The 25,314-nt window shown below is 59.9% G+C and carries 24 protein-coding genes; 5 read left to right on the top strand and 19 right to left on the bottom strand.

Annotation, left to right across the window (positions count from 1 at the left end; all coding sequences use genetic code 11):
- Window positions 1–237: 237 nt before the first annotated feature.
- The 3 genes from BSU04_RS38125 to BSU04_RS38115 are packed head-to-tail and all read right to left on the bottom strand — an operon-like array spanning window position 238 to window position 3,189.
- A complete protein-coding gene (locus BSU04_RS38125; protein WP_089165393.1) occupies window positions 238–756 on the bottom strand; it encodes an ureidoglycolate lyase in 519 nt (172 codons plus the stop codon).
- A 6-nt stretch (window positions 757–762) separates the two neighbouring features.
- On the bottom strand, window positions 763–1,773 hold the full coding sequence (alc, locus tag BSU04_RS38120; RefSeq protein ID WP_089165392.1) for an allantoicase: 1,011 nt from the start codon (window positions 1,771–1,773) through the stop codon (window positions 763–765).
- 51 nt (window positions 1,774–1,824) lie between these two features.
- A complete protein-coding gene (locus tag BSU04_RS38115) occupies window positions 1,825–3,189 on the bottom strand; it encodes a C4-dicarboxylate transporter DctA (protein WP_373452915.1) in 1,365 nt (454 codons plus the stop codon).
- 195 nt (window positions 3,190–3,384) lie between these two features.
- Here BSU04_RS38115 and BSU04_RS38110 point away from each other — a divergent pair, with 195 nt between their 5' ends.
- Window positions 3,385–4,074 (top strand): FadR/GntR family transcriptional regulator, encoded by a 690-nt coding sequence (locus tag BSU04_RS38110; RefSeq protein WP_089165390.1) that lies wholly within the window; start codon window positions 3,385–3,387, stop codon window positions 4,072–4,074.
- Between the two features lie 104 nt (window positions 4,075–4,178).
- On the opposite strand, the gene BSU04_RS38105 is transcribed toward BSU04_RS38110, so the two are convergent.
- On the bottom strand, window positions 4,179–4,370 hold the full coding sequence (locus BSU04_RS38105) for a hypothetical protein (RefSeq protein ID WP_089165389.1): 192 nt from the start codon (window positions 4,368–4,370) through the stop codon (window positions 4,179–4,181).
- Here BSU04_RS38105 and BSU04_RS38100 point away from each other — a divergent pair.
- Entirely contained in the window at window positions 4,369–5,316 is a 948-nt protein-coding gene (locus BSU04_RS38100) for an AraC family transcriptional regulator (protein WP_179258582.1), read from the top strand. The two genes, BSU04_RS38105 and BSU04_RS38100, sit on opposite strands and share 2 nt — an antisense overlap.
- A gap of 474 nt (window positions 5,317–5,790) precedes the next feature.
- Window positions 5,791–6,426, top strand: coding sequence for a 2OG-Fe(II) oxygenase (locus BSU04_RS38095; protein ID WP_089165387.1), 636 nt, complete (start codon window positions 5,791–5,793; stop codon window positions 6,424–6,426).
- Window positions 6,427–6,536: 110 nt separating this feature from the next.
- Here the strand turns inward: BSU04_RS38095 and BSU04_RS38090 are convergent, their stop codons facing one another.
- The 9 genes from BSU04_RS38090 to BSU04_RS38050 form a co-directional block, all read right to left on the bottom strand.
- Window positions 6,537–7,673: a hypothetical protein gene (locus BSU04_RS38090; protein ID WP_089165386.1), complete on the bottom strand. Its 1,137-nt coding sequence runs from the start codon at window positions 7,671–7,673 to the stop codon at window positions 6,537–6,539.
- Window positions 7,674–7,741: 68 nt separating this feature from the next.
- A complete protein-coding gene (locus BSU04_RS38085) occupies window positions 7,742–9,304 on the bottom strand; it encodes a class I adenylate-forming enzyme family protein (RefSeq protein ID WP_089165385.1) in 1,563 nt (520 codons plus the stop codon).
- On the bottom strand, window positions 9,301–10,077 hold the full coding sequence (locus tag BSU04_RS38080; protein ID WP_089165384.1) for a VOC family protein: 777 nt from the start codon (window positions 10,075–10,077) through the stop codon (window positions 9,301–9,303). The genes BSU04_RS38085 and BSU04_RS38080 overlap by 4 nt, the downstream gene beginning before the upstream one ends.
- Window positions 10,077–10,523, bottom strand: a complete 447-nt coding sequence (locus BSU04_RS38075; protein ID WP_089165383.1) for a PaaI family thioesterase — start codon at window positions 10,521–10,523, stop codon at window positions 10,077–10,079. Before BSU04_RS38075 ends, BSU04_RS38080 begins: the two co-directional genes overlap by 1 nt.
- A 31-nt stretch (window positions 10,524–10,554) precedes the next feature.
- The gene (locus BSU04_RS38070; protein WP_179258588.1) at window positions 10,555–11,559 is read right to left on the bottom strand and encodes a quinone oxidoreductase family protein; all 1,005 of its coding nucleotides are present in this window, start codon (window positions 11,557–11,559) and stop codon (window positions 10,555–10,557) included.
- 39 nt (window positions 11,560–11,598) lie between these two features.
- Window positions 11,599–12,600 (bottom strand): ABC transporter substrate-binding protein, encoded by a 1,002-nt coding sequence (locus tag BSU04_RS38065; protein ID WP_256983769.1) that lies wholly within the window; start codon window positions 12,598–12,600, stop codon window positions 11,599–11,601.
- A gap of 21 nt (window positions 12,601–12,621) precedes the next feature.
- Window positions 12,622–13,395, bottom strand: coding sequence for an ABC transporter permease (locus BSU04_RS38060; RefSeq protein WP_089165382.1), 774 nt, complete (start codon window positions 13,393–13,395; stop codon window positions 12,622–12,624).
- 3 nt (window positions 13,396–13,398) lie between these two features.
- Window positions 13,399–14,163: an ABC transporter ATP-binding protein gene (locus BSU04_RS38055; protein ID WP_089165381.1), complete on the bottom strand. Its 765-nt coding sequence runs from the start codon at window positions 14,161–14,163 to the stop codon at window positions 13,399–13,401.
- Complete coding sequence (locus tag BSU04_RS38050) at window positions 14,160–14,912, bottom strand: GntR family transcriptional regulator (RefSeq protein WP_089165380.1); 753 nt, start codon at window positions 14,910–14,912, stop codon at window positions 14,160–14,162. The genes BSU04_RS38055 and BSU04_RS38050 overlap by 4 nt, the downstream gene beginning before the upstream one ends.
- Before the next feature lie 416 nt (window positions 14,913–15,328).
- On the opposite strand from BSU04_RS38050, the gene BSU04_RS38045 reads away from it, so the two are divergent.
- On the top strand, window positions 15,329–15,649 hold the full coding sequence (locus BSU04_RS38045) for a DUF4148 domain-containing protein (RefSeq protein ID WP_089165379.1): 321 nt from the start codon (window positions 15,329–15,331) through the stop codon (window positions 15,647–15,649).
- Between the two features lie 249 nt (window positions 15,650–15,898).
- On the opposite strand, the gene BSU04_RS38040 is transcribed toward BSU04_RS38045, so the two are convergent.
- The 6 genes from BSU04_RS38040 to BSU04_RS38010 all read right to left on the bottom strand — a co-directional run bounded on the left by BSU04_RS38040 (window position 15,899) and on the right by BSU04_RS38010 (window position 24,617).
- Window positions 15,899–16,579 (bottom strand): GntR family transcriptional regulator, encoded by a 681-nt coding sequence (locus tag BSU04_RS38040; protein WP_089165378.1) that lies wholly within the window; start codon window positions 16,577–16,579, stop codon window positions 15,899–15,901.
- A 774-nt stretch (window positions 16,580–17,353) separates the two neighbouring features.
- Window positions 17,354–18,676 (bottom strand): hypothetical protein, encoded by a 1,323-nt coding sequence (locus tag BSU04_RS38035; protein ID WP_089165377.1) that lies wholly within the window; start codon window positions 18,674–18,676, stop codon window positions 17,354–17,356.
- Between the two features lie 338 nt (window positions 18,677–19,014).
- Window positions 19,015–19,977 carry a ParB/RepB/Spo0J family partition protein gene (locus BSU04_RS38025; protein ID WP_256983767.1) on the bottom strand — a complete coding sequence of 321 codons (963 nt, stop codon included), beginning with the start codon at window positions 19,975–19,977 and terminating at the stop codon, window positions 19,015–19,017.
- A 2-nt stretch (window positions 19,978–19,979) separates the two neighbouring features.
- On the bottom strand, window positions 19,980–21,176 hold the full coding sequence (locus BSU04_RS38020) for a ParA family protein (RefSeq protein ID WP_089165375.1): 1,197 nt from the start codon (window positions 21,174–21,176) through the stop codon (window positions 19,980–19,982).
- Window positions 21,177–21,424: 248 nt separating this feature from the next.
- On the bottom strand, window positions 21,425–23,371 hold the full coding sequence (locus tag BSU04_RS38015) for a phage integrase family protein (RefSeq protein WP_089165374.1): 1,947 nt from the start codon (window positions 23,369–23,371) through the stop codon (window positions 21,425–21,427).
- Window positions 23,372–23,762: 391 nt separating this feature from the next.
- Entirely contained in the window at window positions 23,763–24,617 is an 855-nt protein-coding gene (locus tag BSU04_RS38010) for an SDR family oxidoreductase (protein ID WP_089165373.1), read from the bottom strand.
- An 88-nt stretch (window positions 24,618–24,705) separates the two neighbouring features.
- On the opposite strand from BSU04_RS38010, the gene BSU04_RS38005 reads away from it, so the two are divergent.
- Complete coding sequence (locus BSU04_RS38005; protein WP_179258581.1) at window positions 24,706–25,107, top strand: winged helix-turn-helix transcriptional regulator; 402 nt, start codon at window positions 24,706–24,708, stop codon at window positions 25,105–25,107.
- Window positions 25,108–25,314: the final 207 nt, after the last annotated feature.

The raw sequence follows: 25,314 nt of genomic DNA, 5'->3' as shown, positions 1-25,314 counted from the left end.
ATTCCATCGCTTGGTTTCGCCGGGGAGTGCTTGCTTCGCGGCGAAACGGGTGGGTACGGCACCCGCGTCAAGGAGCGGGGGCGCGTCCAGAATAACGCATGGAGCAAAGACAAATGTGGAACGCCGGCATCTCGGCGAGAAGGCGGCTTATCGGACGCTGCCGGTGCGCGACAGCGTCAGGGTGCGAAGCCGAGCCATGCTGCGTGAACAGAAGCAGCAAGGCCCATTTACCCGCCTTCAGGCGGCCGACGAACAAACGAGATCGCCCTCTACCAGCCGCAGAGTCTCCAATAGATAGGTTTCCTCACAATTCGCCTCCTTCCCGCCACGATCGATCACGATAAAGTCCGCCGCCCTATCCAGCACGATCAGCGGATGATGCCAGACGCCCCTCGCATAATTCACGCCCTGCCAGCCGCGCGTGAAAAACGCGCGCAGTCTTGATGCATCGAATTCGCCTGCCGGCGCGACCACCACCAGATACGACACTGCGCCCAGCGGCAAGAACGCCTGGCTGCCCAGCGGGTGACGCTCCATCATCGAGATCTCGACCGGTTGCGCATGCGGCTGGCCCCGGAACACGTTAATGAGCGGCCGGCCCCCTTCGTCCGCGCCAACATCCACGCGCGCCAGGTCGTGGAAGCGCTCCGTCGTGCCACCGTTGATCGGGAAATGCTGCGCGCCGTCGAGTTCGATTACATCGCCGAAAGGCTCGAACGCCGCGCGCGTCAAGGGTTCGAGCGTAAGCGTGCGCATCACTGCTTACTCGATCGCACCGAACAGGCGCAGTCGCGACACGCCGCCGTCCGGGAACATGTTGAAGCGAACGTGCGTGACGGGCCCAAGCGCGGCCACTTCGCTTTCGAATCGATGGATATTGTCCGCCGACAGCTTCTGTTGCGGCAGCAGGACTGGCCAGAACATCGCCTGTGTGACGAGCGACTCGTCCGTGCCGCCTGCGACCCGTGCGGCCTGCAGTGAACATCCATCGGGGAAATTGCCCTTGAAGTGGGCCGTATCGACTTCGATGGCGTGGATGACACCGGGGTGCGCGAGCGCCACGATCGCCCAGTCGTTGCCGGGCTCACGGCGCCGTCGCGTCTCCCAGCCGTCACCCATGTCCACGCCGCGTCCAGGCATCAGCATTTGCGACGCCGGTCCGAAATGCTGGTTGTTCGCCGCTACCAGATAAGCGCCGTTTTCAATCGCTGCAAGGTCCACTCGCGACCCGCGTTCAACACGCGTCCAATCCACCTTTGGCTGGCCATACACACGCAAGCGTGCGATGCCGCCGTCCGGGTAAATATTCACGCGCAGGTGCGTGTAGGCACGGGCATCGGCAATGGGGAGATAGTGATGCTGGTTGCCCTGCAGCGTGGTCGCCGGCACGATCTCGCGCCAGTCGGCGTCGTGTTGCGGCGCGGCGCTGTCGCTCGTGCAGGCATCAATCGACGCTGCCGGCGGGAAGTTGCCGGTGAAGTGGCTCGTATCCAGGTCGATGCCGTGAATGGTGCCCGGCCGCGCCAGCTTGACGATGCAGAAGTCGTAACCGGTGGTGCGCTTGCGGCGCGTTTCCCAGCCGTCCATCCACTTGCCGTTGTCGTCGTATTTGCCGGGGATGAAAACCGCCGGCTGCGGCTCGAGCATCCGCTCCTTGGGCGCGAAGAATTCATCACTGGCGAAGAGCGCTGTGGCACCGAGACGCGGATCGGCGAGGTTCATGAAGCGGCGGGTAAACGCCGGAGCGTTGGGGTCGAGAACTGGACTGGCCATGAGGTGGTTTCCTTTAAGACGATTCAGGGAGTGGCGACGAAGCGCGCGCGCTCAGACAGCGTGCGCGGGCTCGTGGCCATGGCTTGCGCCGGCGTGATCGGCCGGGACGAAAAGCAGTTCGGCATCCTGGTTCAGCACGCGCGTGGCGCGGACACGGTCAATATCCTTCTCCCACACGGCCACGACCACCGTCGCGACGCAGTTGCCGATCAGGTTGGTGACGGCGCGCGCAATGCCGACGAACCAGTCCACCGGCAGGATCAGCACGAGGCCGAGCACGGGAATGGCGGGGATCGCGGAAAGCGTGGCGGCCAGGATCACGATGGCTGAGCCAGGAATGCCATGCGCGCCCTTCGACGTCACCAGCGACACCAGTACGACCACGATCAGGTCGTGGATCGACAGCGGCGTATTGGTGGCCTGCGCGATGAAGATGACGGCGAGCGTGAGATAGATCGAGAAGCCGTCGAGGTTGAACGAATAACCGGTCGGGATCACGAGGCCGACGGTGGAATCCTTCACGCCCATCCATTCGAGCTTGCGCATGATCTGCGGCAGCACGGCATCCGACGAAGCGGTGCCAAGCACGATCAGCAGTTCCTCGCGCAGATAACGCACGAGCTTGAAGATGCTGAAGCCGGTGAGCCGCATCACCACGCCGAGCACGACGAAAACGAACAGGAAGCAACTGGCATAGAACACGATCACCAGCATGCCGAGTTGCTTGAGCGACTCGACGCCATAGGTCCCGGTCGTGAACGCAATCGCACCGAGCACGCCGAGCGGCGCGAGCTTGATGATGAAACCCATGATGCGAAAAAACACATGCGACAGTTCATCGATAAGACTCGTCACGTGCTGCGCCTTTGCACCCAGCAACGAGAGCGCCGCGCCGAACAGCACGGAGAACACGAGAACCTGCAGGATGTCGCCCTTCGCGAAGGCGTCGGTGGCGGTATCGGGAATGATCTTGAGCAGGAAGCCGGCCGTGTCTTTCAGGCTTTTCGCGTGTTCGGTGTAGGTGGCGAGCGAACCGGCGTCGAGCGTATGCAGGTCGATATTCATACCTGCGCCCGGTCGGGTTGCGTACGCGAGCAAGGCGCCGATCACGAGCGCGAGCGTGGTCATCACCTCGAAATAGACCACCGACTTCAGCCCGACGCGCCCGACCTTCTTCAGGTTGCCCGCGCTTGCCATGCCCGAGACGACCACGCAGAACACGATCGGTCCGATCACCATCTTGATGAGCTTGAGGAAGCCATCGCCGAGCGGTCTCAACGATTGCGCGAAATGAGGGAACACCGCGCCGATCACAATGCCCGCGACCAACGCGATCACGACCCGCCCAAACAGGGAATTAAGAAATCTCAACACAGTGGTTCTCCTCGGTGTCGCACGGCACGGGATGATGACCATGCTAACTGTTCAGACTGGTCCGACCAGTTGCTGATGAGGAATATTAGAAAGCCGATATAGTGGAGTCAAGATCCGATTGATACCGGTTTACCCGGCATCCCGGGGTGTTATTCGTCAGAAAAATCGTGATGAAGCAGACGCTTGGCGGCGTCGCGCCTACAATGGTGGTCAGACCGCGCCACTCTTATACGCCCTATGAAAAATGCTCCGCATACCGTGACCGATGCCGCCATCGCGACTATTCGTGAGCGCATCGAGACGATGGTTTATCCGGTGGGAAGTCTGCTGCCGGCGCAGCGGCAGTTATCGGAGGAACTGGCAATCAGCCGCGCCTCGCTGCGTGAAGCGCTGTCGACGCTCGAAGCGCTCGGGATGCTGAATATTCGTCCCGGCAAGGGCGTGTATGTGAATAGCGCAGAAGCGGCCGGTACGCACGCGTGGCGTTTTGCCGATCAGGCGTCGCTGCCCGATACCTACCAGATGCGCTTCGCGCTCGAGGGTTTCGTCGCGCGGCTGGCGGCGCCGGCTATTGGGGACGCGGACATTGTCTGGCTGCAGGACAACCTCGACTCGCTGCAAGGCGCGCTGACCTGCGCCGAACTCGACGAAGCCGCACAACTCGACTTCGCGTTCCATATGCGGATCGTGAGCCTCGCGGGCAATACTGCGATCGAATCGATCCTGCGCGGCAGCGCCGACATCATGAAAGAGAGCCAGCGTTTGCCGTTTTATCGGCGAGAACTGGTGCTGTCGACGTACCACGAGCATCTGGCCATTGTCGAAGCGTTGAAGGCACGCGACAGCGAACACGCCGGGCGCGCGATCGAAGCGCATATCGTGAACGCGGCTCAGCGGGCCGGCGTGCATTTTCCGATTCCGGTCTAGGCTGGCAGAACGTGTTCGCGCGGCGACATGACGAAGCGAAACGGGCGCGCGGGTTATTCACCGTTTATGTTGGCAACCCTGTGGATAACGTGTCTGGCTGTGATCTAAGCGCTTGATGTATCTCGAATTTGAGGCGCTGCTTCGCTGCGGTCAGCGTCGCGTCGGCCGGCGACAATCCGCTGGCTCCCGTCCTCGGCAACGAGAATCACCCTCCCCGCGGTGCCGGCGCGAACGACCGGCATCGAGCACGATGGGACACGTGCCGCGCGGGCATCGCCTTCTACAATGGTGTCCATGCCGCCACCTATTTCCAGACCGACATCCGATCGCCACGCCGAGTTGATTGCCCGTGCGCTGGCTCATGCAGAGAGTCATCTCGTTGAACCGCTGAGCGCCGACACGCTCGCCGATTGCGCGGCCATGTCGCGCCATCATTTTCATCGGGTGTTCCGCGCTTATACGGGCTGCACCGTGGCGAACTACGTGACCTTGCTGCGGCTTCGACGCGCCTGTGCGCTGCTGGTCAGTGGCCACGAGCCGGTATCGGATATTGCATTGACGGTGGGCTACGAGTCCGCGCAAGCACTCGCCAAAGCCATGCGCCGCGATCTCGACACCACGCCGACGGCTGTGCGTCGAGGCGATGTCTCAGCGTGGAAAGACATTTTTTCACGCTGTCGTGAGCCCGATTTTCCCTCTGTTTTCAAAGGAGCGGATGCGATGCAAGCCTCTCGAATCACCCACTTGCCCGAGGGCATCGTCGCCCTTACCGCCACAGGGCGCGGCATGGTCGACAACAATATGATGCGTGCGGCGCAACAGGCGTTTGGCGAGTTGATGCAGGCGCTGAATGGTGCGGGCCTTCGCGATCAGGTACGGAGTTATATGAGCGTGGTTCCTGACGACCCCAAAGGTCCTGATGATCCACACTGCCGTTTTATCGCCGGCCTGGTGTTCGGTTATTCCATGGCTACGAACAGCGGACAGTGCGAGCAACCGGACGGCTTGCCGCTTTCCGGCACGCTGAATTGGCAACCGATCGCGAGCGGCCGCTATGCGGTTTTCACTCACGTCGGCCCTTATACGACGCTGCATCGCACGTGGAAGGCGGCGTATCGGGACTGGCTGCCGTCCTCGGGCGAACAGCTTCGCGATGAACCGCCGCTGGAGGTCAACCTGAACCGGCCCGAAGTCACTCCTGCGGAAGAACTTCGGACGGAAGTGTGGTTGCCCTTGGTGTAGCGAACAGGTTTCGCTCGCGCCGATGAACCGATCAAGGCTCCAACGGCGCGAGCCGATTGAACGCTCAACATGTCAACGTTGCCGACGTTGTCGATGTAAGCCCGCTTACCAAAGCAAAGCATACGACTTGAACAGTCAGCGCGAGCAACGCCGCAGAAGCGCAGGGCAACTCCCCGGCGCCATACGATCCGATTCGATCGCTGTGCCACGCAACGCTCCGCACGCAACGCTCCGCACGCGGCGATCACGTATTGGCGCTCGCGGGCGCTTAAGCCGCTTAAACAGGACGAGGCGCCTGTAAGCCGGGCCAGGGCACCACGCGCCCCTTCACGGGAACAGTCAGGCGCCGGTGTTAATATCTGCCGCTCAGATTAAAGCCCCACCCCGCTCATATCCGATACCCGCTTAGGTCCAGCCACGCCTCGGACGGCCGCCGGAATTTCCACCCAGCACCTTCGTTCGAAGGAACCCGCAGTGATCCGATCGCACCCGCCGGCGCATTCAGATGCGTCCGGAGATGACCTGCATCGTCATATTGTCGATGCCGTTCATGAGCATGGCTGGTCGGAGCAGGATATTTTCTTGCCGCCGGATCTGACCCTCGCGCTGGCGCTGGAATGCGCGGCGCTGGCGGCGGCCGGCACGCTTACTCCGGCGCGGGTCAGCCAGGGCGCGGCGCGATCGCTGCAGCCGGGCGTGCGCGGCGACCGGATCCAGTGGCTGGAGGCGGGTCAGTCGGACGCGTGCGACCGTTATCTCGCGATCATGGAAACACTGCGCGTGGCATTGAATCGCGGGCTGTTCCTGGGTCTCGATGAATACGAAAGCCACTTTGCGTTCTACGCACCCGGTGCTTCATACATGCAGCACCGCGACCGGTTTCGCGACGACGACAGCCGCACCGTGTCCGTCATCGTCTATCTGAATGCAGACTGGCTGCCCGAGCACGGTGGCGCTTTAAGGCTGCATCCGGAAGGCTTGAGCACGCGGGATATCGCGCCGGTCGGCAACCGGATCGCGGTGTTTTTATCCGCCGACATGCTGCACGAAGTATTGCCCGCGACGCGCGACCGCTTGTCGCTCACGGGATGGTTCAGACGCCGCGCCTAGTGCTTAGTGCGCTTAAAGCGCGTGACGTCGCGGCTGGACCGTTTCCGGTTCCAGCCGCGATTCGCATTGACCGCTCGTTTCAAGTGCGAAGGCTTAAAAAAGCGCGTTCGTCAGCCCGGGGCATCCTCACCCAGGGTGCGTTGTTCACGGATCCACTGCGCGAACGCTTCATCTTCAAAGCGATATTCACCATGCGCCAGTTTGGTCACGATGTTGCCGGCCTGAAGCCGGCGCAACGAATGCGCGGGCGTGTTCATCGGCGGCGCTTTGGGCAAGCCGAGCAAGGTCCCCAGTTGCTCCCGTGCCGCCTGGCTATGAAAGTCTGAAACCATGCCGTCGGCCATCATGCCGAGCAGCGCACGGTCGGCTGGCAACAATCCGGTCCACTGCCGCTTGAATTGCTCGTTGTTGAACACATGCTCTTTCGTGAATTGCAATGCCGCGTCCGGGCCATCGAACGGATACGTGAGATGCCGCTCCAGAAAACGCCGGAAGAATTCAGGCGTGCAGTTGAGCTGATCGAAAGCGGCGACAGCATGTTTCATCGAGAGCTGATGCTTGGCAATGGTGTTGACCTTCTCCACCATGAACTCGAGGAAATCGCGGCCGAGCAGCGCAAAGGGTTCAAGCGGCGCCCAGTTGAAAAACGGCTCGGACGAGCGTCCGAACATGGTTCTCAAGGTCGATTCCGAACTGCCGGCAAAGATCACTTTCAGCCGGTCCTTGCGAACGTCCAGCCCCGCACGCAGCGCGTGCGCAAAATTCGAGTGAGCCGCGGCAGCTAGAACCTGCGCTTCGTCTATGATCAGAAGCAGCGGCTTCGGCTGGGAATCGAAGGCCTTGAGCGCGTCGGATAACAGCGTGCCGGCATACTTCTTGTCCTCCGCCGATAACTCCGCCTCGACCGATGCTTCACCGAATGCCGGAATCTTGCCCGTGGCCTTGAGATTCTTGACTGGACTGCGGGCGCGACGCGCAAGCCTGCCCCACCAGTTCGGCTCGACGGCGCCGTAGAGCGCACCCACAAGCGCGCCTGCGGGTTCCTCGTCGTCGTCCCACAGGTTCACGTAGGCTGTCAGGTACCCGGCTGCCGTGGCCGCCGGGATCAGGTCCTTGAGCAAGAATTCCGTCTTGCCCATCCGCCTCCGCGCGAACAACGTGCGCGCGGAGGACAGACCCAGCCCGAACAGGCTCAGATACCCTGCAGCGAGCTCCGGACGCGAGAAATGCCATTGATCGGGTTTCATGTTTCAAACTATATCATCTGATTTTAAATATATCAAACATGATGATATAACTTGACAGTCAGTGCCCCTCAAGCCTTTTCAGGATGCCCTTCATCCTCCAGTCTCCTTGCCGCCTCGCGCTTTAAAACCGCCCGGTCGATCTTGTTGGTCGACGCGAGTGGAAACGCATCCATGAACCAGACTTGCCGCGGATGCTGATAGGCCGGCGCATGTTCCAGCGCGAACGCTTTCACCTCTTCCGCGCTCAATTGCACCCCAGGTTTTAGCACGACAAAGGCCACGGGTTTTGTACCCTTGATCGCATCGTCGACGGGAATCACGCTCGCTTGCTGGATCGACGGATGCCGCTCGAGCATCTTCTCAACGTCACCCGGGAAGATGTTTTCGCCGCCGGAAACGAACATGTCGTCGCGTCGTCCGATAAACGCATAGAAGCCGTTTTCGTCGCGGCGGAATACATCGCCGGTGCGATAAAAGCCGTCCGGCGTGATCGGCGTCACCAGGTCCGGGCGATTGTGATAACCGTTCATCAGCCCCGCGCTGCGAATCTCCAGTTCACCTTCGCTCGCGAGCTCACCGTTCGTATCGATGAGGCGAAGTTCGACTTGGGGGTGCGCCGCGCCGATCGCTTGCGCGGGCGTGGGCAAACCGTCGGGATGTGGCCCGAACACGACCGGCCCGCCCTCGGTAGTGCCATACGCGTTGATCACCTTCGCGTTCGGCAGCAGCGCGTGAGTCCGCTCGAGCAACGCGCCACTGACCGGCGCCGAGCCCATCCGCACATAACGAACCGACGACAAATCCGTGCGCGCGAGCAGTTCGCGCTCCTGCATCATCATGGCGATCATCGGCGGCACGGCAGTGAGCCACGTGCAGCGATAAGTATCGATAGCGCGAATGTAATTGCGCGCGTTGAAGGCCGGCATCAACACGGTCGTGGCGCGAGCGGCCAACACAAGGAACACCAGCGCAAGCGCGTTCATGTGATAAAGCGGCGCGGCGATCAGCACGCGCTCACCGCTCAATGGCTGCGCCTTTAAGCGCGTCTCGACCACCCAGAGATGGCTCGCGTGCGAGAGGACGACGCCCTTCGGCCGTCCCGTGGAACCTGATGTATAGAGGAACAACGCGGCCTCGTTTTTGTGAGGAACTATCGGCTCAAAGCGCCGCCCTTGCGCTTTTTCTGCCGCAATAAACGATTGGAATCCTTGAGTGCCGGGGGCTTGTTCCCGCCCATCGAACACCACGCGCGCAAGGCTCGCCGGCGCGTCGCCCACGCGCTGCGAATCCGTGAACACAAGGCGTGCTCCGCTATTCGCGATCACATCAGCAATCAGCGCGCGCGGGAATTTATAGTTGACCGGCACGGCGACCAGCCCCGAGCGCATGATGCCCAGCATCGTCGCGACATAGTCCGCCGAATTGGCCGCGAGCACGGCAATGCGCTCGCCTCGCGCGTACTGAGCGGCGAGCGTATAAGCCACAGCGTCAGCGAGCGCATCGAGTTCAGCGAAGCTGTATTGACGCTCGTTGAACCCATCGTCCAGGCCAATGATCGCAAGTGTGTCAGCGCCTCGATCGCCACCCTCGCCGCGTGCAATCAGCGCGCCGAGATTCGTCGGGAAAGTCATGGTATGAATTCCAGCAAGGTATCGAAGCGAGGCAAAGCGACGAGCGCTCGTTGCCTCTCGATGAACGCGGGCAAACCTGCCGCTTCGGCTCTCTCACCCGCCAGGCGCCAGGCTGGCGTACGCACCGTAATCGCGGCATAACGCGGGCCGTGCGCAGCAATGTACTGCGCCGTCGTGCCAAACCGCGCGTCGAAATCCGCACGCGTCCAGTACACCAGTTCGAAGCCCGCCTCGATCTCGCCGAGTTGCACATACGGTTCGGGCGCAACATCAATCAGATGCAACGCGCTCAACCCCGCCGCGCCATTCGGATGGCTCTGCCATTCGCTGCGGAAAACGAGCTCGGGCGTCAGGTGCTGGCAAAAGTAGACGCGGCCTCCGTCAAACTGGCCTGGTTTCAGCCGCACCGTGGTGAACCGCGCGTCGACCGGGGGCGCGCCGTCAAGCTCGACCGGCCGTGAGAAGGTCTGCGGCGGCGTGGCGTGAAAACCGGCTTGGCGCAGGGTATCGAAGGTCGCAGCCGGATCGTCGATGCGGAACACCAGGCCATCAGGGCCTAGCGGACTCGACACAATCTCCTCGCGCACGGTCTTGCCATCGGCAGGCAAGCCGATGAGTTCAAGATAGTGGTCATCGAACACGATCGCGTGATTGATCGACCCGAGCGTGTGATACCCGCGCGGCGCGACCGTGAAGCCGAGTTGCTCGAAGGTGCGCTGGGCGGCGTCGGTATCGAAACGCGTGTTGATGACGAGATGGTCGAGCTTCAGCATCAGGTTCTGGCCGGCGCCGGGGTTGGGGTTGCAGCCGCCGTTGAATAGGCGCCGCGGCCGCTGGCAACGAGCTTGCCGTCTTTGTCGAAGACCTGTGCTTCGGACACGGACACCTGCGAGCCGAACTTGATTACCTTTCCCTTCACTGTCAGGTCACCCCGAAACGCGGCGCGATGATAGTCCACGCGCAGGTCGATGGTAGGCACGCCCCGTCCGGTCTTCGTTACCAGCGCCCAGTCCGCCGCCAGGTCCACGAGTGCGGCGAGAATGCCGCCGTGCGTGTAGCCCTTCTCCGGATTCACGACCCATTCTTCGCGCCACGTAGCGCATAGTTCGATCTCGCCCTCACTCACCGATACCACCTTCAAACCCAGCCATTCGTGAAACGGGCCGCGCCGCAAACGCGCCTCGATATCCTGCGCGCTCGGCAATGTTGCTTCGCTCATGATGTTTTCCTCAGCTTTTCTAACCGGTGTATCAGGGGTTGACCACGACCTTGCCCAGCACTTCGCGGTCTCGAATCAGGCGCAGTCCCTCGGCGGCTTCCTCCAGCGGCAACACCCGGTCGATGGCCGGCACCAGTTCTCCCGCCGCAATCTGATCGAGCAATGCGCGCAGGTTTTCATCGTAGAAACTGTTCGAGCCGATGATCTTCAGTTCAAAGCTCCAGATGTATCGAAGGTCTTCGGCGGGCGCGTGGCCAGCCGTTGCACCACATACGAGCAACGTGCCGCCGCGCTTCAGGCATTTCAGCGACGGCACCCATGTTTCGCCGCCGGTGAAATTCACCACCACGTCCACCCCACCCTCGTAAGTCCGGCGTTGCGGCTTGCCGTACTCGCCGATCGCCCACTTCGAGAAGTCCGTGGACTTGTAGTTAACCGTATGATCGGCGCCGAGCGCTTTCAGTTGCTCGCACTTCTCGTCGCTGCCGGCACACGCGATCACCTCGGCGCCCAATTGCTTCGCGATAAGAATGCACGCCGTGCCCACCCCACCGCTTGCGCCCAGAATCAACACGCGATCGCCTGCTTTCACGGTCTTGTGCGTGACCAGCATGCGGTGTGCCGTGCCGTACGCTACCGGCAACGCGGACGCGGCGTCGTAGCTCACGGCATCGGGTAACGGGATCAACTGCCCGACCGACACGAGGCAGTATTGCGCCATGCCGCCATCAAGCATTTCGCCCATCAGGCCTTTCTCAGGATAAAGCGGATTCACGAGCACACGATCGCCCGCCTTCCAGCCCTCAACGCCCTCACCCAACTCCGCGATTTCACCCGCCATGTCCAGGCCGATCACCACCGGGAACGGCACCTTGATGCCCGGCATGCCCTTCACGGTGAACACATCGTGATAATTGAATGACGACGCACGCACGCGGATCACCACATGCCCGGGCGATGCCTTCGGCACGGGTTTGTCGTTCACCACGTGGAGTTGATCGAGGTCGCCGTGCTGGTTCAGCACGAGCGCCTTCATGGTTGATGCAATGCTGGTTGTCACAGTGTCTACTCCGTTTTATTGGATCGATTTCGATGCGGCATATGGGCCGGTGTCGAAGAGATCGGCGGGCAGCGTGCCTTTGATCACACCGCCATCCACAAAGATCTGGTGCTCGCGCTTGAGGGTCTCCAGATCAATCGGTTCAAAGGTGACGCGGTTGATATCCGACCAGCGCGCGGCGTACGCTTGCGCGTCCTCGGCAGGCAAATTCGCGCTCTTCTGCAGGATTGCCGCGACGTCGCTCTGATGCGTCGCGCCCCATTGCAACGCGGTGCGCATGCCTGCGATCAGCTTTGCCACGTCTTGCGGATGCTGGGCGAGGTAATCTGCACGGATCGCACTCACGCCTATATAGGGGGTTGCGTCGGACTTCGTCAGCTTCTTCCACTCAGCGCCGAAACTTCCGAGCTGCCTGACCTTCAGCTCCTTGAGTTGCGCGATGGTTACCGAGCGCAATGCGGCGGCATCGACCTGTTTTTGCACGAGGAACTGGGCGAGCCGCGCTTCATTTCCGGGGACGATGGAAAAATCGTTCGCCTTGATGCCGTCGTTACCCTGCAACACCGCGGTGGCAATCGCGGCAACCGAGCTTCCCGGCGGCGACATGCCCACCTTCTTGCCGCGCAGGTCTGCGAGTGACTTGATCAGCGAGTCCTCGGGTGCGACGAATTCGACATCGGCCGGTTGTGTCGCAAGCACGATCTTCAACGGCACGCCCTCGGCCGCCGTGCTGAATACAGCGGCTGCCGGGGCGGCAAACGCAAAGTCGATCGCGTTCGCCGCCAGTGCGCGATTGGGCGCGTTGACGTCGGAGAAGCGAATGAAAGTGACATCGAGGCCGCGTTGCTGCAGGAATTTTTGTGCCTCGAGTACCGCGCCGAAACCCAAGCTGACGCCGCTCGTCCAATAGCCGATGCGCATGGGTTCCGCGTGCGCCGTTTGCATGGCACCGAGCATCGCGGCGGTCGCAACAACGGTCGCAACCCCCGCTCGCCTGAAGAGTGAAATACCTTTCATGGTTTCTTGTTTCCCGTTAGATCAGTCGGTCTTTTTCCAGCGAAACAGGCGGCGTTCAAGCGGCTTCAACACGCCCGCTTCGAGCAGCAACATCAGGACAACCAGCGTGACGGTCCACGCGAAAACCTGATCGGTCTGCACGAGATCGGCCGCTTGCCGCAGGCGGTAGCCAACGCCGTTCGACGACCCGATCGTCTCCGCCACTAACGAGACGCGCCAGCCAAAGCCGAACGCGAGGCGCGCTCCGGCGAAGAAATGCGGCAGGATGGTCGGCAGAAAAATCTTGCGCATGATCTGCGTCTGCGACATGCGAAAGCTGCGCGCGAGCTCGACAAGATTGATGTCTACTGTCAGCGCGCCTTGCCAGACGTTCGTCAGGATCAGCGGCATTGCCGTCATGAACACGACGAAGATGGTGGTCGCGTTCGAGATGCCGAACCAGATGATGGCGAACACCGCCCAGATCGCCGACGACACCGTGTTCACAATCGACAGCAGCGGCTCGAAGAAATGCGCCACGCGCGGATTCGAACCGAGCGCAATACCGAGAGGCGCACCGGCCGCGGCTGCCAGCAGAAATCCAGCCACGACGCGATACAGCGTGATGCCGAGATCGTCGAAGAACGTACCGCTTTGTAGGAGTCCGACAAATGCGTGCGCCACGCGCAGCGGTCCTGGCAGTACAAACTGCGGCATGCGCAGCGCCGCGAGCCACCACGCCGCGAGCAGCAGGATGACGAGCACAAAACGTTGCGCAACGGTTGAAGCGAACGAACTACGGGAAACAGTGGACATGGATCAGATCAGAAGACGCAATTGGCGGATTGCCTCGGCCACGCTCGGATCGGTGGCGGTACGCGGGCGCGGCAGCTCGACATCAACAATCTCGCGCACGCGGCCGGGCCGCGGCGCGAGCACCACGACTCGATCTGCAAGCACGATCGCTTCCTCCACGTCGTGGGTCACGAACAGCACGGTCATGCGCTGCATCGCGTGAATGCGCAGCAGTTCGTCGTGCATTTGGGAGCGCATCTGCGGGTCGAGCTTTGAAAACGGTTCGTCCATCAGCAGGATGCGAGGGCCGGTGACAAGGCTTCGCGCGAGAGCAACACGGCTGCGCATGCCTCCCGAAAGCTGATGCGGGTGAGCATCGGCGAAACCTTGCAGTCCGACCAGATCGAGGACCGCGTTCGCGCGGGTATGGCGTTCGCGAGCGGGAATCGCGGGGCTCGCTGCTTCAAGGCCGAACTCGGCATTCGCACGCGCAGTCCGCCAGGGTAACAGCCGGTCTTCCTGGAACATATACGAGAGCGCATTGCGATCCTTCGTCCCCTCGGTCCGTTTGCCGTCGATCCAAAGCTCGCCTTCAGTTGCTTCGAGCAGACCTGCAACCATGTTGAGCAGCGTGCTCTTGCCGCATCCGGACGTGCCGAGCAGCGCCACTATTTCACCTTGCGCGACATCGAAGGAAACATGATCCAGAACCTTTAGTGATCCGAAGTTCTTCCCTACGCTGCGTAGAGAAATAGCAGCAGAAATAGCGCCAGAAATAGCAGTGCTCATCGGCGAAGCTCCGCCACCGTGTACAGCGGCAGCGATGCCCCCGCGCTGGAAAGACTCGCGTAGACCTTGTCCATTGTCATACTCTGGAACGTCTCTATGTGACGGCGCGCAATGGTCTCTGCACGACGTCCATCGCCCGCGATGAACGCATCGATCATCGCGTTGTGATCGTGCTTGATCTCGGGTTTTGTCCCCTGCACGCCGAAGCCAAGCGCAACGAGACGCGACATTTCGTCGAGCAGGCTCGCGAGCGTTCGATGCAACCGTTCGTTACCGCTTGCCGCGGCTATCGCCAGATGAAATTCACGGTTCGCGTCGAGAAATACATCGATTTGCGCCGACAACGCCCGCTCCGGATGCGGCACGCGGCACGCCGCTTCGAGCCGCCGCAGCAACTCTACGTCCACACGGCCGCAGGCTAGCCGCGCTGCCAGTGGTTCAAGCTGTACCCGTAGCGCGAACACCTCTTCCACGTCCTTCAATGTGATGGCTGCAATGCGGTAACCCTGTCGCGGCAAAGAACGCACGAAACCTTCGTGCACGAGCCGCACGAGCGCAATGCGGCAGCTCGTTTTACCGATGTCGTACTCCGACATCAACTGGCTTTCGGTAACGGTTGACCCGGGCATCAGCTTGCATGAAAGCAGGTCCCGGCGGATGCGGTCATACGCGTCATTGCCGCGCAATACTGCGGGGGCAGAAGATACGAGCAGATCTGGTGAGTGCGCAGGGGATTCGTCGTAGGTCATGGCCGTTGGGTTGTGAGCTGCTCACGACATGTAGTTGAGACGTTCAAAAAACTATCGTAGGCGTTTACGACATTTTTCATAAACAAGTTATTCAAATAAGGAAGTCCGGTAGGGAGATATCGTGGGAGGCTCAGTGGTTTGTGACGTCCGGGGCTCGTGCAGGCGCGGATCCGTTGCCTGAATTATCGAAGCTGATCTGCAGCATTTTCCTTTCCAATCCGATGTAATGCTGACCATTGTCGGTAATCCTCATCATGACTTTTATTGCCTGGTTCGCAACTAAGTGACGTCGGAAAGGGCGCGAGCGCTCGAATTGTTGTTACTGGCGGGCGAAATTAACCAAAAAAATTAAGCGCCCGCTGATCTGGCCTGCAGTTTGCGTGTATCTCCTTAGCAAACTTCATTGGAGATCAATCATGCTCAAGGCTCTGATTCCTGCAGTTGTTATCGCTTCAGCGCTCGCCGCGCCCACATTCGCGTTTGCTCAGGACAACACGCAGGTGCCGCGCTCCGCGGTAAAGACCGACCTGCAACAAATGGAGCAGTCGGGCTATAACCCGGCGGCGGATCGCACCACTTATCCAGACCAGGCCCAAGCCGCCGAGCAGCGCGTGGGTTCAGAACGCGGCATGGCCGCTACGTCATATGGCCCTTCTATGAACGGTACTTCCGCTTCAGGCATGGGCTCGCAGATGACCCAGCCGAACGGGACGCATTCCGTCTATTTCGGTCATTGAGTCGCCTGGCTAGAATTGAGTTTGTCTGAATGCCCATGGGTGGAAAAGGCGGCGGCCAGTGATGTTGGGTCGCTCTGCCTTGCGCGGGCCGTTTGTGGGAGGCAAGTGCATTACGAAAGAGGCCGTTTCCAACGTGAATTGGAACGGCCTCTTTTTATGGTTCAGCTCGTATTGTTTGTTGATTGAAGCTTCTGTTGCTCGAAGCTCGCGCGTTAATATGCGCGCCCTTTCCCTTTTAACCTACGCACCCTATTCCTGCTCTTCCGCCGTTTCGTCGAGCATCCGCATTGCCGCTTTCTCCGCGTTTGACACATGCAGCCGTGCGGCCGCGCCGGCACCTTCCGCGTCGCGCGCCTTCAATGCTTTGAACAATTTGTCGATTTCACGAAGGCTGGCTGGAAGGCGATCCGGATGCATCAGTGAAGTCGCGCGCAACAGGTTGACCCGCGAATACAGGCTCGTCAGTATCTCTTTCACCAGCGCATTGCCGCAGTTATCGAGCAGTACATCGTAGAGCTCGGTCTTCGCTCTGAGCACGCCCGCTTGATCGTTAGCCAATGCTTGCGCACGCAGCAGCTTCGCTTTTTCGCCGAACTGCGCGATAGCCTCGTCGTCCGCAATTCGAGCGAATTCTCCAGCGGCGAAACCTTCGAGCAATCCTCGAATTGCATATAGCTCAGTCGCCTCATGCTTCGACATGATCGCGACCACTGGCCCCTTGTGTGGCACGCTGCGTACCAGCTTTTCCGCTTCCAGCCGACGCAACGCCTCCCGAACCGACGTCCGGCTGACTCCCAGGGTTTCACACAATTCACGCTCGATGAGCCGCGCGCCCGGCGCGAAGCGCCCTGACATAATGGCCTGTCGAAGCACATTCTCCACCTGATGCCGCAGCGTTTCCGGCCGCACCAAACCCATTTCGGATGTCATTATTGTATTCCCGTCTGACAAAGATCATCCTGGGATGATACTTGATACGGCATCTCAAAAAGAATGATCATGAGGCCAGCTTTACGCCGCTCTGGAGTGGGTGTCCGAGCTTACCGCTCTGGCATCCGATTGAATGATTGTCGTACGAATTGGAATACGGTGTCAGATGTTGGCCAGCCCCTTAGAACCTTTAGTCGTCGACTTTTTTTGGCCTACCTTTTTGATCGCGCAACGTGAGCGTCTGGAAGGATAAGAAGGCAAGTTCACACCTTCGTATGGAAAGGTTGGCGACAAACCATGCGGCGCGCTACCCCGGCGGCGATCTAAGAATGACCGAATCTATCCACGTTGGCTCTTTGGAAGCGGATTCTGTGACTTCGGCCGACTGGTAGGCCGTAGGCTGAGCGGAGGGCAGATGGGTAGCCGATAGACCGTTAGTTGCGACTAAGCGAAATCCGTTGAAACGGCTATAGATCTCGAAGCCTCGGTAATGTGTAAGGATCCTTATTTTGTTCGAATGGATTTCTAGGCGTTGCTGCATTTCGCAGTTTCCTGCGGCGCGAGTGAGCGTGATGTTTGCCCACAAAATGAGGCGACGCGCGTAAGCCCCTATCCGACGAGCGGGAATACAGCTATCGAGTTCATACGGAGACTTGATGCCGCTCGTGTGTCGATACACGCAGGTCATGCCAGATTGAGCAGGTCCAATCCGTGCAGCGCGAGCGGAAAGCATCAAATTTTCAGAACTTCGCAAAAATGGACCGAAGCGCTTCATCAAGCATTGACCTTCGAACCTTGCCCTGAACTCTCTGCAAGCCGCGCTTCACGTGTATCCAAGGAAACGCCGGCACACGTAGCCCGGAGCATCTTCTTCATCTCGTTGAGGCGGTTGTTGATCGTTGATGTCCGTGTTCGCGGTATTGCTTGTACGGTCGTCTCGGTACCCTTCGGCTGGACCGCGTGATTGTTCTCGCACTTTAATCGGAATGCCGTGACTTGATCGGACGTTGCTCGGACGACTTCCCTTGCATTCAGCGCTGCGACGAAGGCGACTGTCCATTGGCCGGTCGATACACGCGGCCTTGCTTCCCGGTAGTCGTGGACGGAGATCGAATCAGCTGTGCTGGAGATCGTGATGAGGCGGGTATTGGCAATATCGATAAACACATGTCCAGCGCACTGAAGCACTGTGGCATCGATATTCGCAGCTTGAGCTTTCTCTTCGGCAAGTCGTTCTGCAGCGAGCCGCTTGGCCCGGATTTGATGTCCAAAATCAACCGGGGAACGAAGCAGGGCGCGGAGGTAGCTGATCGGGCGCTTCGCATTTCGCAGATGCTCCCAGGTTGCTTCGACTACGTCGGACAGCAGCTTCGCTTGTGCCTTCGCTTCTCGCATGAGTTTAAAAATCAAAAATTGACGAAAACCCAAACTCAGCAAGCGCTGGAGATCCGCTGGGAGCTCTCCTGGTTGTCTCTTTTGATTCTTAGGGAATAGATCCTTATATATAGCTCCGTCTGCCACCGTGACACACGGCGGGCTAAATGAATGGCCAAGTGCGCTGGGGGTTTCAGCGTCCAGCGAAGCTGACTCATCGAACGGAGTGGCAGACAGCTGGCGCGCGGGAGATTGCGTGTCAGACGACTGAGTTTCGGACAACGGTGACATGTACCCGAGGACGATGGCGGATTTCTCTGTGAGATGCAGATACGCGCGACCAAATAAGCCTGCTGTTCCGAAGCGCTTCTGCGGCACGCGTTCAATCAGACCTGCTGCTTCGAGGTCGTCCAGACTCCGATAGAACGTACGCATCGATTGCATGGCGCGACCGGTCAGAAGTTCGCGACGAGCGAAAATGGCGGCGTACGGGCGATTGGCGTCAACGGTACGTGCAAGTGCCGCCAACACCGCGCGAGCGCGAGCAGGGAGTGCCGGGAAGTTCGCAGCACGATGCGCTGCCCGGAATACGACCCAAGGGAGGTTTGATTGACCGGCTAGAAATTCATCCAGCGCGGTTTGATCGATATTGACAGAGTCGTCAGGGGGTGGAAGAGGGTACAGGTCCCCCTCGCCAGCAACGGAAAGTTGCGCGATAAGCATGTCACACGTCCATTTCTTCAAAATGGAAGAGAAACGCTTGACTGCCGATCGCTATCCGCTACACTTCGAGGTGTTGGGCCTTTATCCGATTCCCGTCGGAGAAATGCAGCGGTGGGCAAGCGACAGCGAAGCCCGGTTACTCAAAAGCCTTCGGTTCCCGCCGAAGGCTTTTGTTTTTCCTGCATTGAAATCAGTTCATGATCATTCTCGGCCGTTTGGTTAAGTCCATGATTTTTAACGATTCCCTATTAGGGAAGTCCTGAGTCGCATTTCACCACTTCAGGGTGCTGACGTGGTGCGCGCTAAGTCGTTGATTTAAAGCAGTTCCCTACTAGGGATCACTGCTTTTCGAGTTCCGACTCAATGAACGCGTGAATTCGTTCTGCCCATTGCTCCGCTTCATCAGCAGCCTTGCCAGAGAATGAAACGCCAACTACCCCATTTCGAGCCGAAATCTGGCAAATCTTCTTGGCGCCACGTTTTACAACCAGGGGTTCGTGCTTTTCACGGGGCGCCCGGTCGGGCTTCGTCGCCGCGACTGCTTGCGCCTGGGTGTACGTGTCATCAGCCATCAGCCGCTCGATCGCTGCTTTCACCTTGTCCGCCCGTCCCTCCGCTACCGCTTTAGCCATTTGCTCTGCTGCATTACTTCCCAGTCGTTCGGGTCGAGTTGCCAGCAATTCTTTGCATTCGTCAGGCAGAAGATCGAATTTCATGATCCGCCCGACGTGCGAATCGCTAATGCCCGCAGCCTTCGCCAAATCCTCTTTCGTAATTCCCGTTGAGTCCTGAAGCGATTTGAAGCCCCAGAATTTCTCAAAGTCCGAAAGAGTAGGTGATAAGAGGTTCGAGAAGAAAGCGGCGTACTCGACCATCGACGCATCGATGTCCAGCACGATGCCGTCAATCTCGGTGCGCCCCAGTTCGCGATACACCGAAGCCCGGTTATGGCCGGCCACGATGTCGTACTCGCCGTCGTGGCGCTCACGCACCGTAATAGGCTGGGCGAGAGGGTAAGCCGACAGGTTTGCTTTAAGTTCTGCGTACTCTGAGGACGTAAGACGTCTGCGGCGGCCCGGAATCTCGTGAAGCTTGTCTAGGGGGAGTTTGCCGGGTGCACGTTGTTCCAGCGCACGTTTCAGCTTGTCAATTTCAGCCTGCTGGCTGTGAACCCGCCCTTGAAGACCAATCAACTGCCCGGGCGCGGTGCGAGGCGCGACCGGTTCCGAAGGCGTATCGAGACTATCGTCGTCCAATCGAATACCTGCTGCCTTCGCCTTTTGTTTCGCTGCTGTAGACATGCTTACTCCTTGTCCCAGAGGTAACAGACCTTACTGTCGATCAGATCCACAACCTGGTCATAGGGCACGCGGATTCGCCGAAGCGTCGCGGCATTGCCGTCGTAGTTCGGGAAGTCGTACACCGTCGAAAAATCGTTGGTGGTCGTTCGTGCAAGATCGGTTTCCGGGATTTCGACCGGCAAGACACGCTCGCCATAGGTCGTAATGACCCAGTCGCGAACAATGGACGCATTCGCCTTATTCGGCATGCGCGTCACCAGGATGTCGATGAAATCGAACACCTTGGCTTCATCGGCTGACTCCCCGAACTGCTTCATGCCGGAGACCATGTCGGAAAAGAGAGACCAGAACTGGACCATTGATGCGAACGAGAGTGTGTCCGGCATTACCGGCACGATGACCCCATCTGCCGCGAAAAGCGCGTTGATGGTCAGATAACTCAACGTGGGCGCGGTATCGATGATGATGTAGTCGTACTCGTGCTTGAGTTCCTTGAGTCCGTCGTTCAGCACGTTCCAGAACTTTGCACTCGGCGACGCGTGAACGCGCGCCGGGAGCATGAATTCGGCGTTGAACAAATCCGTGGATGACGGGATCAGGTCAAGGTTTTCCCAATACGTCTGCATCGGCAAGTGCTTCATGTCGAAGGTTTCGCCGCTGACGTAAGCTTCGATCAAGGGCAAAATAGTCTGGTCGCCATTGATTTCTGCGTGCGGGTTGATCCCGTACAGCGTGGTCGCACTGCCCTGCGGGTCCATATCTATATGGAGGACCCGGCGCCCGTGTCGCAAGGACAAGCCTTGCGCCAGCACCATGGACGTCGTGGTCTTGGTCACGCCGCCCTTGAAGTTGCCGATCGCGATGACTTTCCCGTCCTTGCCTGCCGGACGTTGTCTTGGCTTGCGTTCCGCCTTGACCCATTCGATCGTTTCGGCGAGCGTAAACTGCCGCGCGGCCCCGGGCTTTTCCTGGGTGCCTTGAGGCAGTTCTCCTTTCTTGATCAGATAGGAGAAGCGGGCTTTGTCGATGCCGCACAGTTCCTGCAGTTTGCCGCTCGGGAACACCGGGGCAACCTTCCGCGGGAAAGGCTGAAGCATCTGAGTACGAATTCGCTCGAGCATTTTCGCGGAGCGAGCCGCCAAATTGACGAGGTCGTCCGGCGTCACCTCGATGGGTGGCGTCGAAAGGTTAATATCCATGCGTTCTTCCCGGTGGCTCTTGTTCTACCTAAAACGTGGATTCTCCCTTAAAAGGTAGAACCGACGGTAAGCGAAGACTAAGAGGTATACGGAGTAAACGCAAGTAAACTTTGCCGGACCAGGATAGCCGCAAAGGCACGTGGTTGTTGGGCTTCGAGCAAAAAGGTGAGAAAAGACTTGAGGCAAATCGGGGAGGCTGCGACGCTTTAGGTCTGTAGATTCAAGCGTCGGCGAGGAATTTCTTGCTGTTAGCGCGCCGGCAAAACGCCGCTTTTACCGTCTGCGAGCGAACCGTGACGGCGGGTTTTTACATAAAGAAGCGTGGTGGACAGGTTCGCATGGCCGAGGCGGATCTGGACTTCCCTACAATCCGTGCCGCTTTCGAGTGCGTGATGCGAGTGGGTGTGCCGGATCCAATGAGTGCTCGCATTGAAACAACGACGTGAATCAAGCAGATTTTGCGGGGTTGAAAGAACTGAGGTCCAGGCGAAAAGCCGCCGGAATACCTGCCCCATCCCATCGGGTGTCAGTGAGTCGCCGGTGCGAAAATGCGCCAGCAGCGGGGTGTCGGCCGGACAAGCGCCGGGATCCCTGGGCAAACCGCGGGCTCGCAGGCTCTCAAACACCAGTTCCATTACGGCCTGTGGGACCGGAATGGTCCGTGCCGCATGGCGTTTCCCGGGGATGCCCAGTTGCCAGCCGGTAGCCGACGCGCTCCCAACGTCGGTTTCAAGTCCATTTTCCAGCGTGGGCCGGATCAGCCGGCCGGTTGTTGCATGCGCCAGTTCTGATCGCCGCAACCCGGTCGAGTAGGCAAGATTCAGTGCCAAATAGTCGCGCAATTCCCTTTGAGAATACCGGTCCCGAGCGGCTGCCCCGACCACGCTCTGCCACTGCGCGTGATTGAGAGAACGCCCTGAAACGTCAATCCGCGCGCCGATCGCTACCGCCGGAGCATTCGAAAACGGGTTGTGCGCCCAATAGTTCTGTTCGACCAGCCACTGGCCCATTGCGTGAAGGATTGCCCGCGCGGTTTCCCGGCTGCGATTGGAGAGGGCGCCGACAAACGGCCGCCAATCCACGTGAGTTCGCTCGATTTTCGCGCGTCCGACCCAGCGGCCGGCCGGCTGCGGATCGGCCAAAAACGTCCCGATATACCCCGCGCAGTCGGCGCCATCCAGCGACGACATTGCCTTTTTCTTTTCGTTGATTGCCCACAGAAGCAGGCGTTCGGCCTCCCGGCGATAGGCGCGGGCGGTGTGCGGGCTATGTTGCCGGGTGGCAAGCCACGCATCGATTGCCTGTAAATCCGTGTCCAGCGAACACGGCAAACCGTGGTTTTGCGCCCGGTTATTACCTGCTGACCCGTCTATTTCAGTGGGTACCGCCAGTGACTCGATCGGCACAATGCCGCTCTGGCGCGGCCGAACAAGCGCCGGATCGCCTTGGACCAAGCGTCGGCGCGGAACGAGCGCACGTTTGGACAGCATATGACGGAGCGAATCGGCGTGAAGAGCAAGCCAGTCAACAATCCGGCGCGCTGCCTTTGGCCCGACACGCTCGACGCTCGCATACCAGCGGTGGCCGCGCTGCTCGATGAATCCGAGCAGATCGGCGAGCGTGTGGATACCAGTGTGCTGTAGACGGCCGGCGATCGCGGGTTCGAGCCAGCTCGCGACCGGGTGGTCCGGCTGCGGCGCCTGGACCAGACTGGCTTCCATGCGAGCGAGGGCGTCGATCTGACGTCGGCGCAGGCGGGCATTCCGGGTCGAACGCCGATCAACGCCCAGGCTGTTTTCCTGCGGAAATTCCGCTTGATAAAGCTCGAGCAGATCAGCTTCACTATGGAAACCGTCTGGATCGACGGATTCCCGATAAGTCTCCAGCGAGGGCATCTCGCTGGCTGCCAGCGGTCGTGCGTCGGGAATGCTGCCTGGTCTCAGGCGCAGAAGATGGGTGGCTTCGACATCACGGGTGCGGCGTGCGGCGCCAGACAAGGTGTCGCGTAATAGCCCGATCAGACGTCGGGTCGCGCGGATGTCGGTAGTCGCGTCGCCGTAAGTCGCATGCAGTTGCTCGACCGCCACGCCATCCAGATATCCGCGATAGAGCGCGAAATGTTCTCGAGTAAGCCGCTTGATTGAGGTGCGGTTCTCGGGGTTGCGAACGGATGATGGTGGTAAAGCAGCCGGCATGAGTTATTTATGCTTTCGTTTCAATAGCTTGGAGGGAGGCTACCAGCGTAGAGGCGGTTTGACAACAAAAAACGCTACATCTGATAAGTATACGAACACACGCCAGTGTCGACGCTGCGTCGCCGCGCCGGTTGCAGTTTGCTGACGCTTTCCGAGATGAGACAGGCGACGATCGAAATCTGAAGCGCCGACGCGTGCACGCTAAAAGCAGTGGAAGCAGCTGATGAACGAAGCGGCGTCGAACGTCGATGCTGAGGACAGTTTTTCAGGTTCAGCAGGCGAAGAACAATGAGGACAATGCAACGCCGTCGTCACATTGAACGGATCGTGCGTGTCGATCCCAGCGGCTGACCCGCACGCACCATGGCTACAAGCTATAAGAAACTTGCGATCACGCCGCGAGCGCGTCGGCCACCACGGTGGCCAGGGGAGTAGTCGGCCGGCCAAGGAGTTGACTCAACTGATGACCGTCATCGAAGAGTGCTCCCTTCGATGCACCCGTAGCCGAGTCCGACAGCAGCGCAGCCACGACTTCAGGCAATCCCACGCCAACCAGGGCGGCTTTGTAGTCCGCCTCGGAAAGATTCCGGTATTCGACCGTCTTGCCCGATTGCTTCGTTACTTCGGCAGCGAGCTCAGCGAGGGTATAGGCGGAGTCGCCGGCCAGTTCATAAACGCGTCCCGCCTGGGCGTCGCGAGTCATCACCAGCGCGGCCGCTTGCGCATAGTCCGCGCGTGCGGCCGAGGCAATCTTGCCGTCGCCCGCGCTGCCGAGGATCGCGCCGTGTTCGAGTGCGGAGGCGAGGCTGCCGGTGTAGTTCTCGGTGTACCAGCCATTACGTAGCAAAACGAACGGTACGCCCGACGTGCGCAGCGCCTCTTCCGTCTCGCGATGTTCACCGGCCAGTCCCAGCGGCGATGTGCCGGCTCGCAGCACACTGGTGTAGCCAATCAATTGCACGCCGTTGCGCTTCGCGGCATCGATTGCGGCGCGATGCTGGACTGCGCGTTGGCCAAGTTCATTCGATGAAATCAGTAGCAACTTGTTCGCGCCCTTGAAGGCGGAGTCGAGCGTGGCGGGCTCGTTATAGTCGGCGCGCCGGACTTGCACGCCCAGCGCGGCGAGATCGGCCGCCTTTTCCGGACTGCGGACTGCGGCAACAATGTCGCTTGCCGACTGGGTCTTCAACAACGCTTGGATAACAAGCCGGCCAAGTTGGCCGGTGGCTCCGGTAACGACGATCATGATCAAACTCCTGGGATGAATGCGACAGAAACCGTACCGTATCGGATAAACTAACTTTTCGTAAGTACGTACGCCGAGGTAAGTATCCATGGACTCAAATGTTGGTTTGGCCCGCGACGGCGTGCCGCTGTCGGATCTGTTGCGTCGCGGTGAACTGCTGTCGGCGGACTGCCCCTCGCGAGAAGTGCTCAAGCACATCACCAGCCGGTGGGGTGTTCTCGTGTTGATGGTCTTGCTGGAGCAGACCTGCCGTTTCAGCGATCTGCGCCGGAGAGTGGATGGCGTGAGCGAAAAAATGCTCGCGCAGACGCTGCAGTGGTTGGCGGCCGATGGCTTCGTCATACGCACTGCGTATGACGAAGTTTCGCCGCATGTGGACTATCGGCTGACGTCGCTGGGGGAGGAAGTCGCGCGTCAGGTCGCGTCGTTGGCGGACTGGATCGAGGTGAATCTGTCGCGCATCCTGAGTGCGCGGACGGTGGACGCGTAGAAGGCCGCCACTGATCGGTGATCGCGTGCGGTGTTGCGACCTTCGCTCGATGGAAACACTGATGCCGAGGCTGGCGCGCTGCTCGACCACTTGCGCGCCGCGCAGAAGCGTCCGTTGCAGCGGCTGAAGGTGCTGGTCGTGCTGCCCGAGCCGGATCCGGCGGGTTATATGCAGTGGATCGTTCGAGTGCCCGGGCAGGACGGCCGA

It is taken from the genome of Caballeronia sordidicola (genome assembly GCF_002220365.1).
GTDB classification, from domain to species: Bacteria; Pseudomonadota; Gammaproteobacteria; order Burkholderiales; family Burkholderiaceae; genus Caballeronia; species Caballeronia sordidicola_C.
This window is presented reverse-complemented; position numbering and strand designations above follow the sequence as displayed.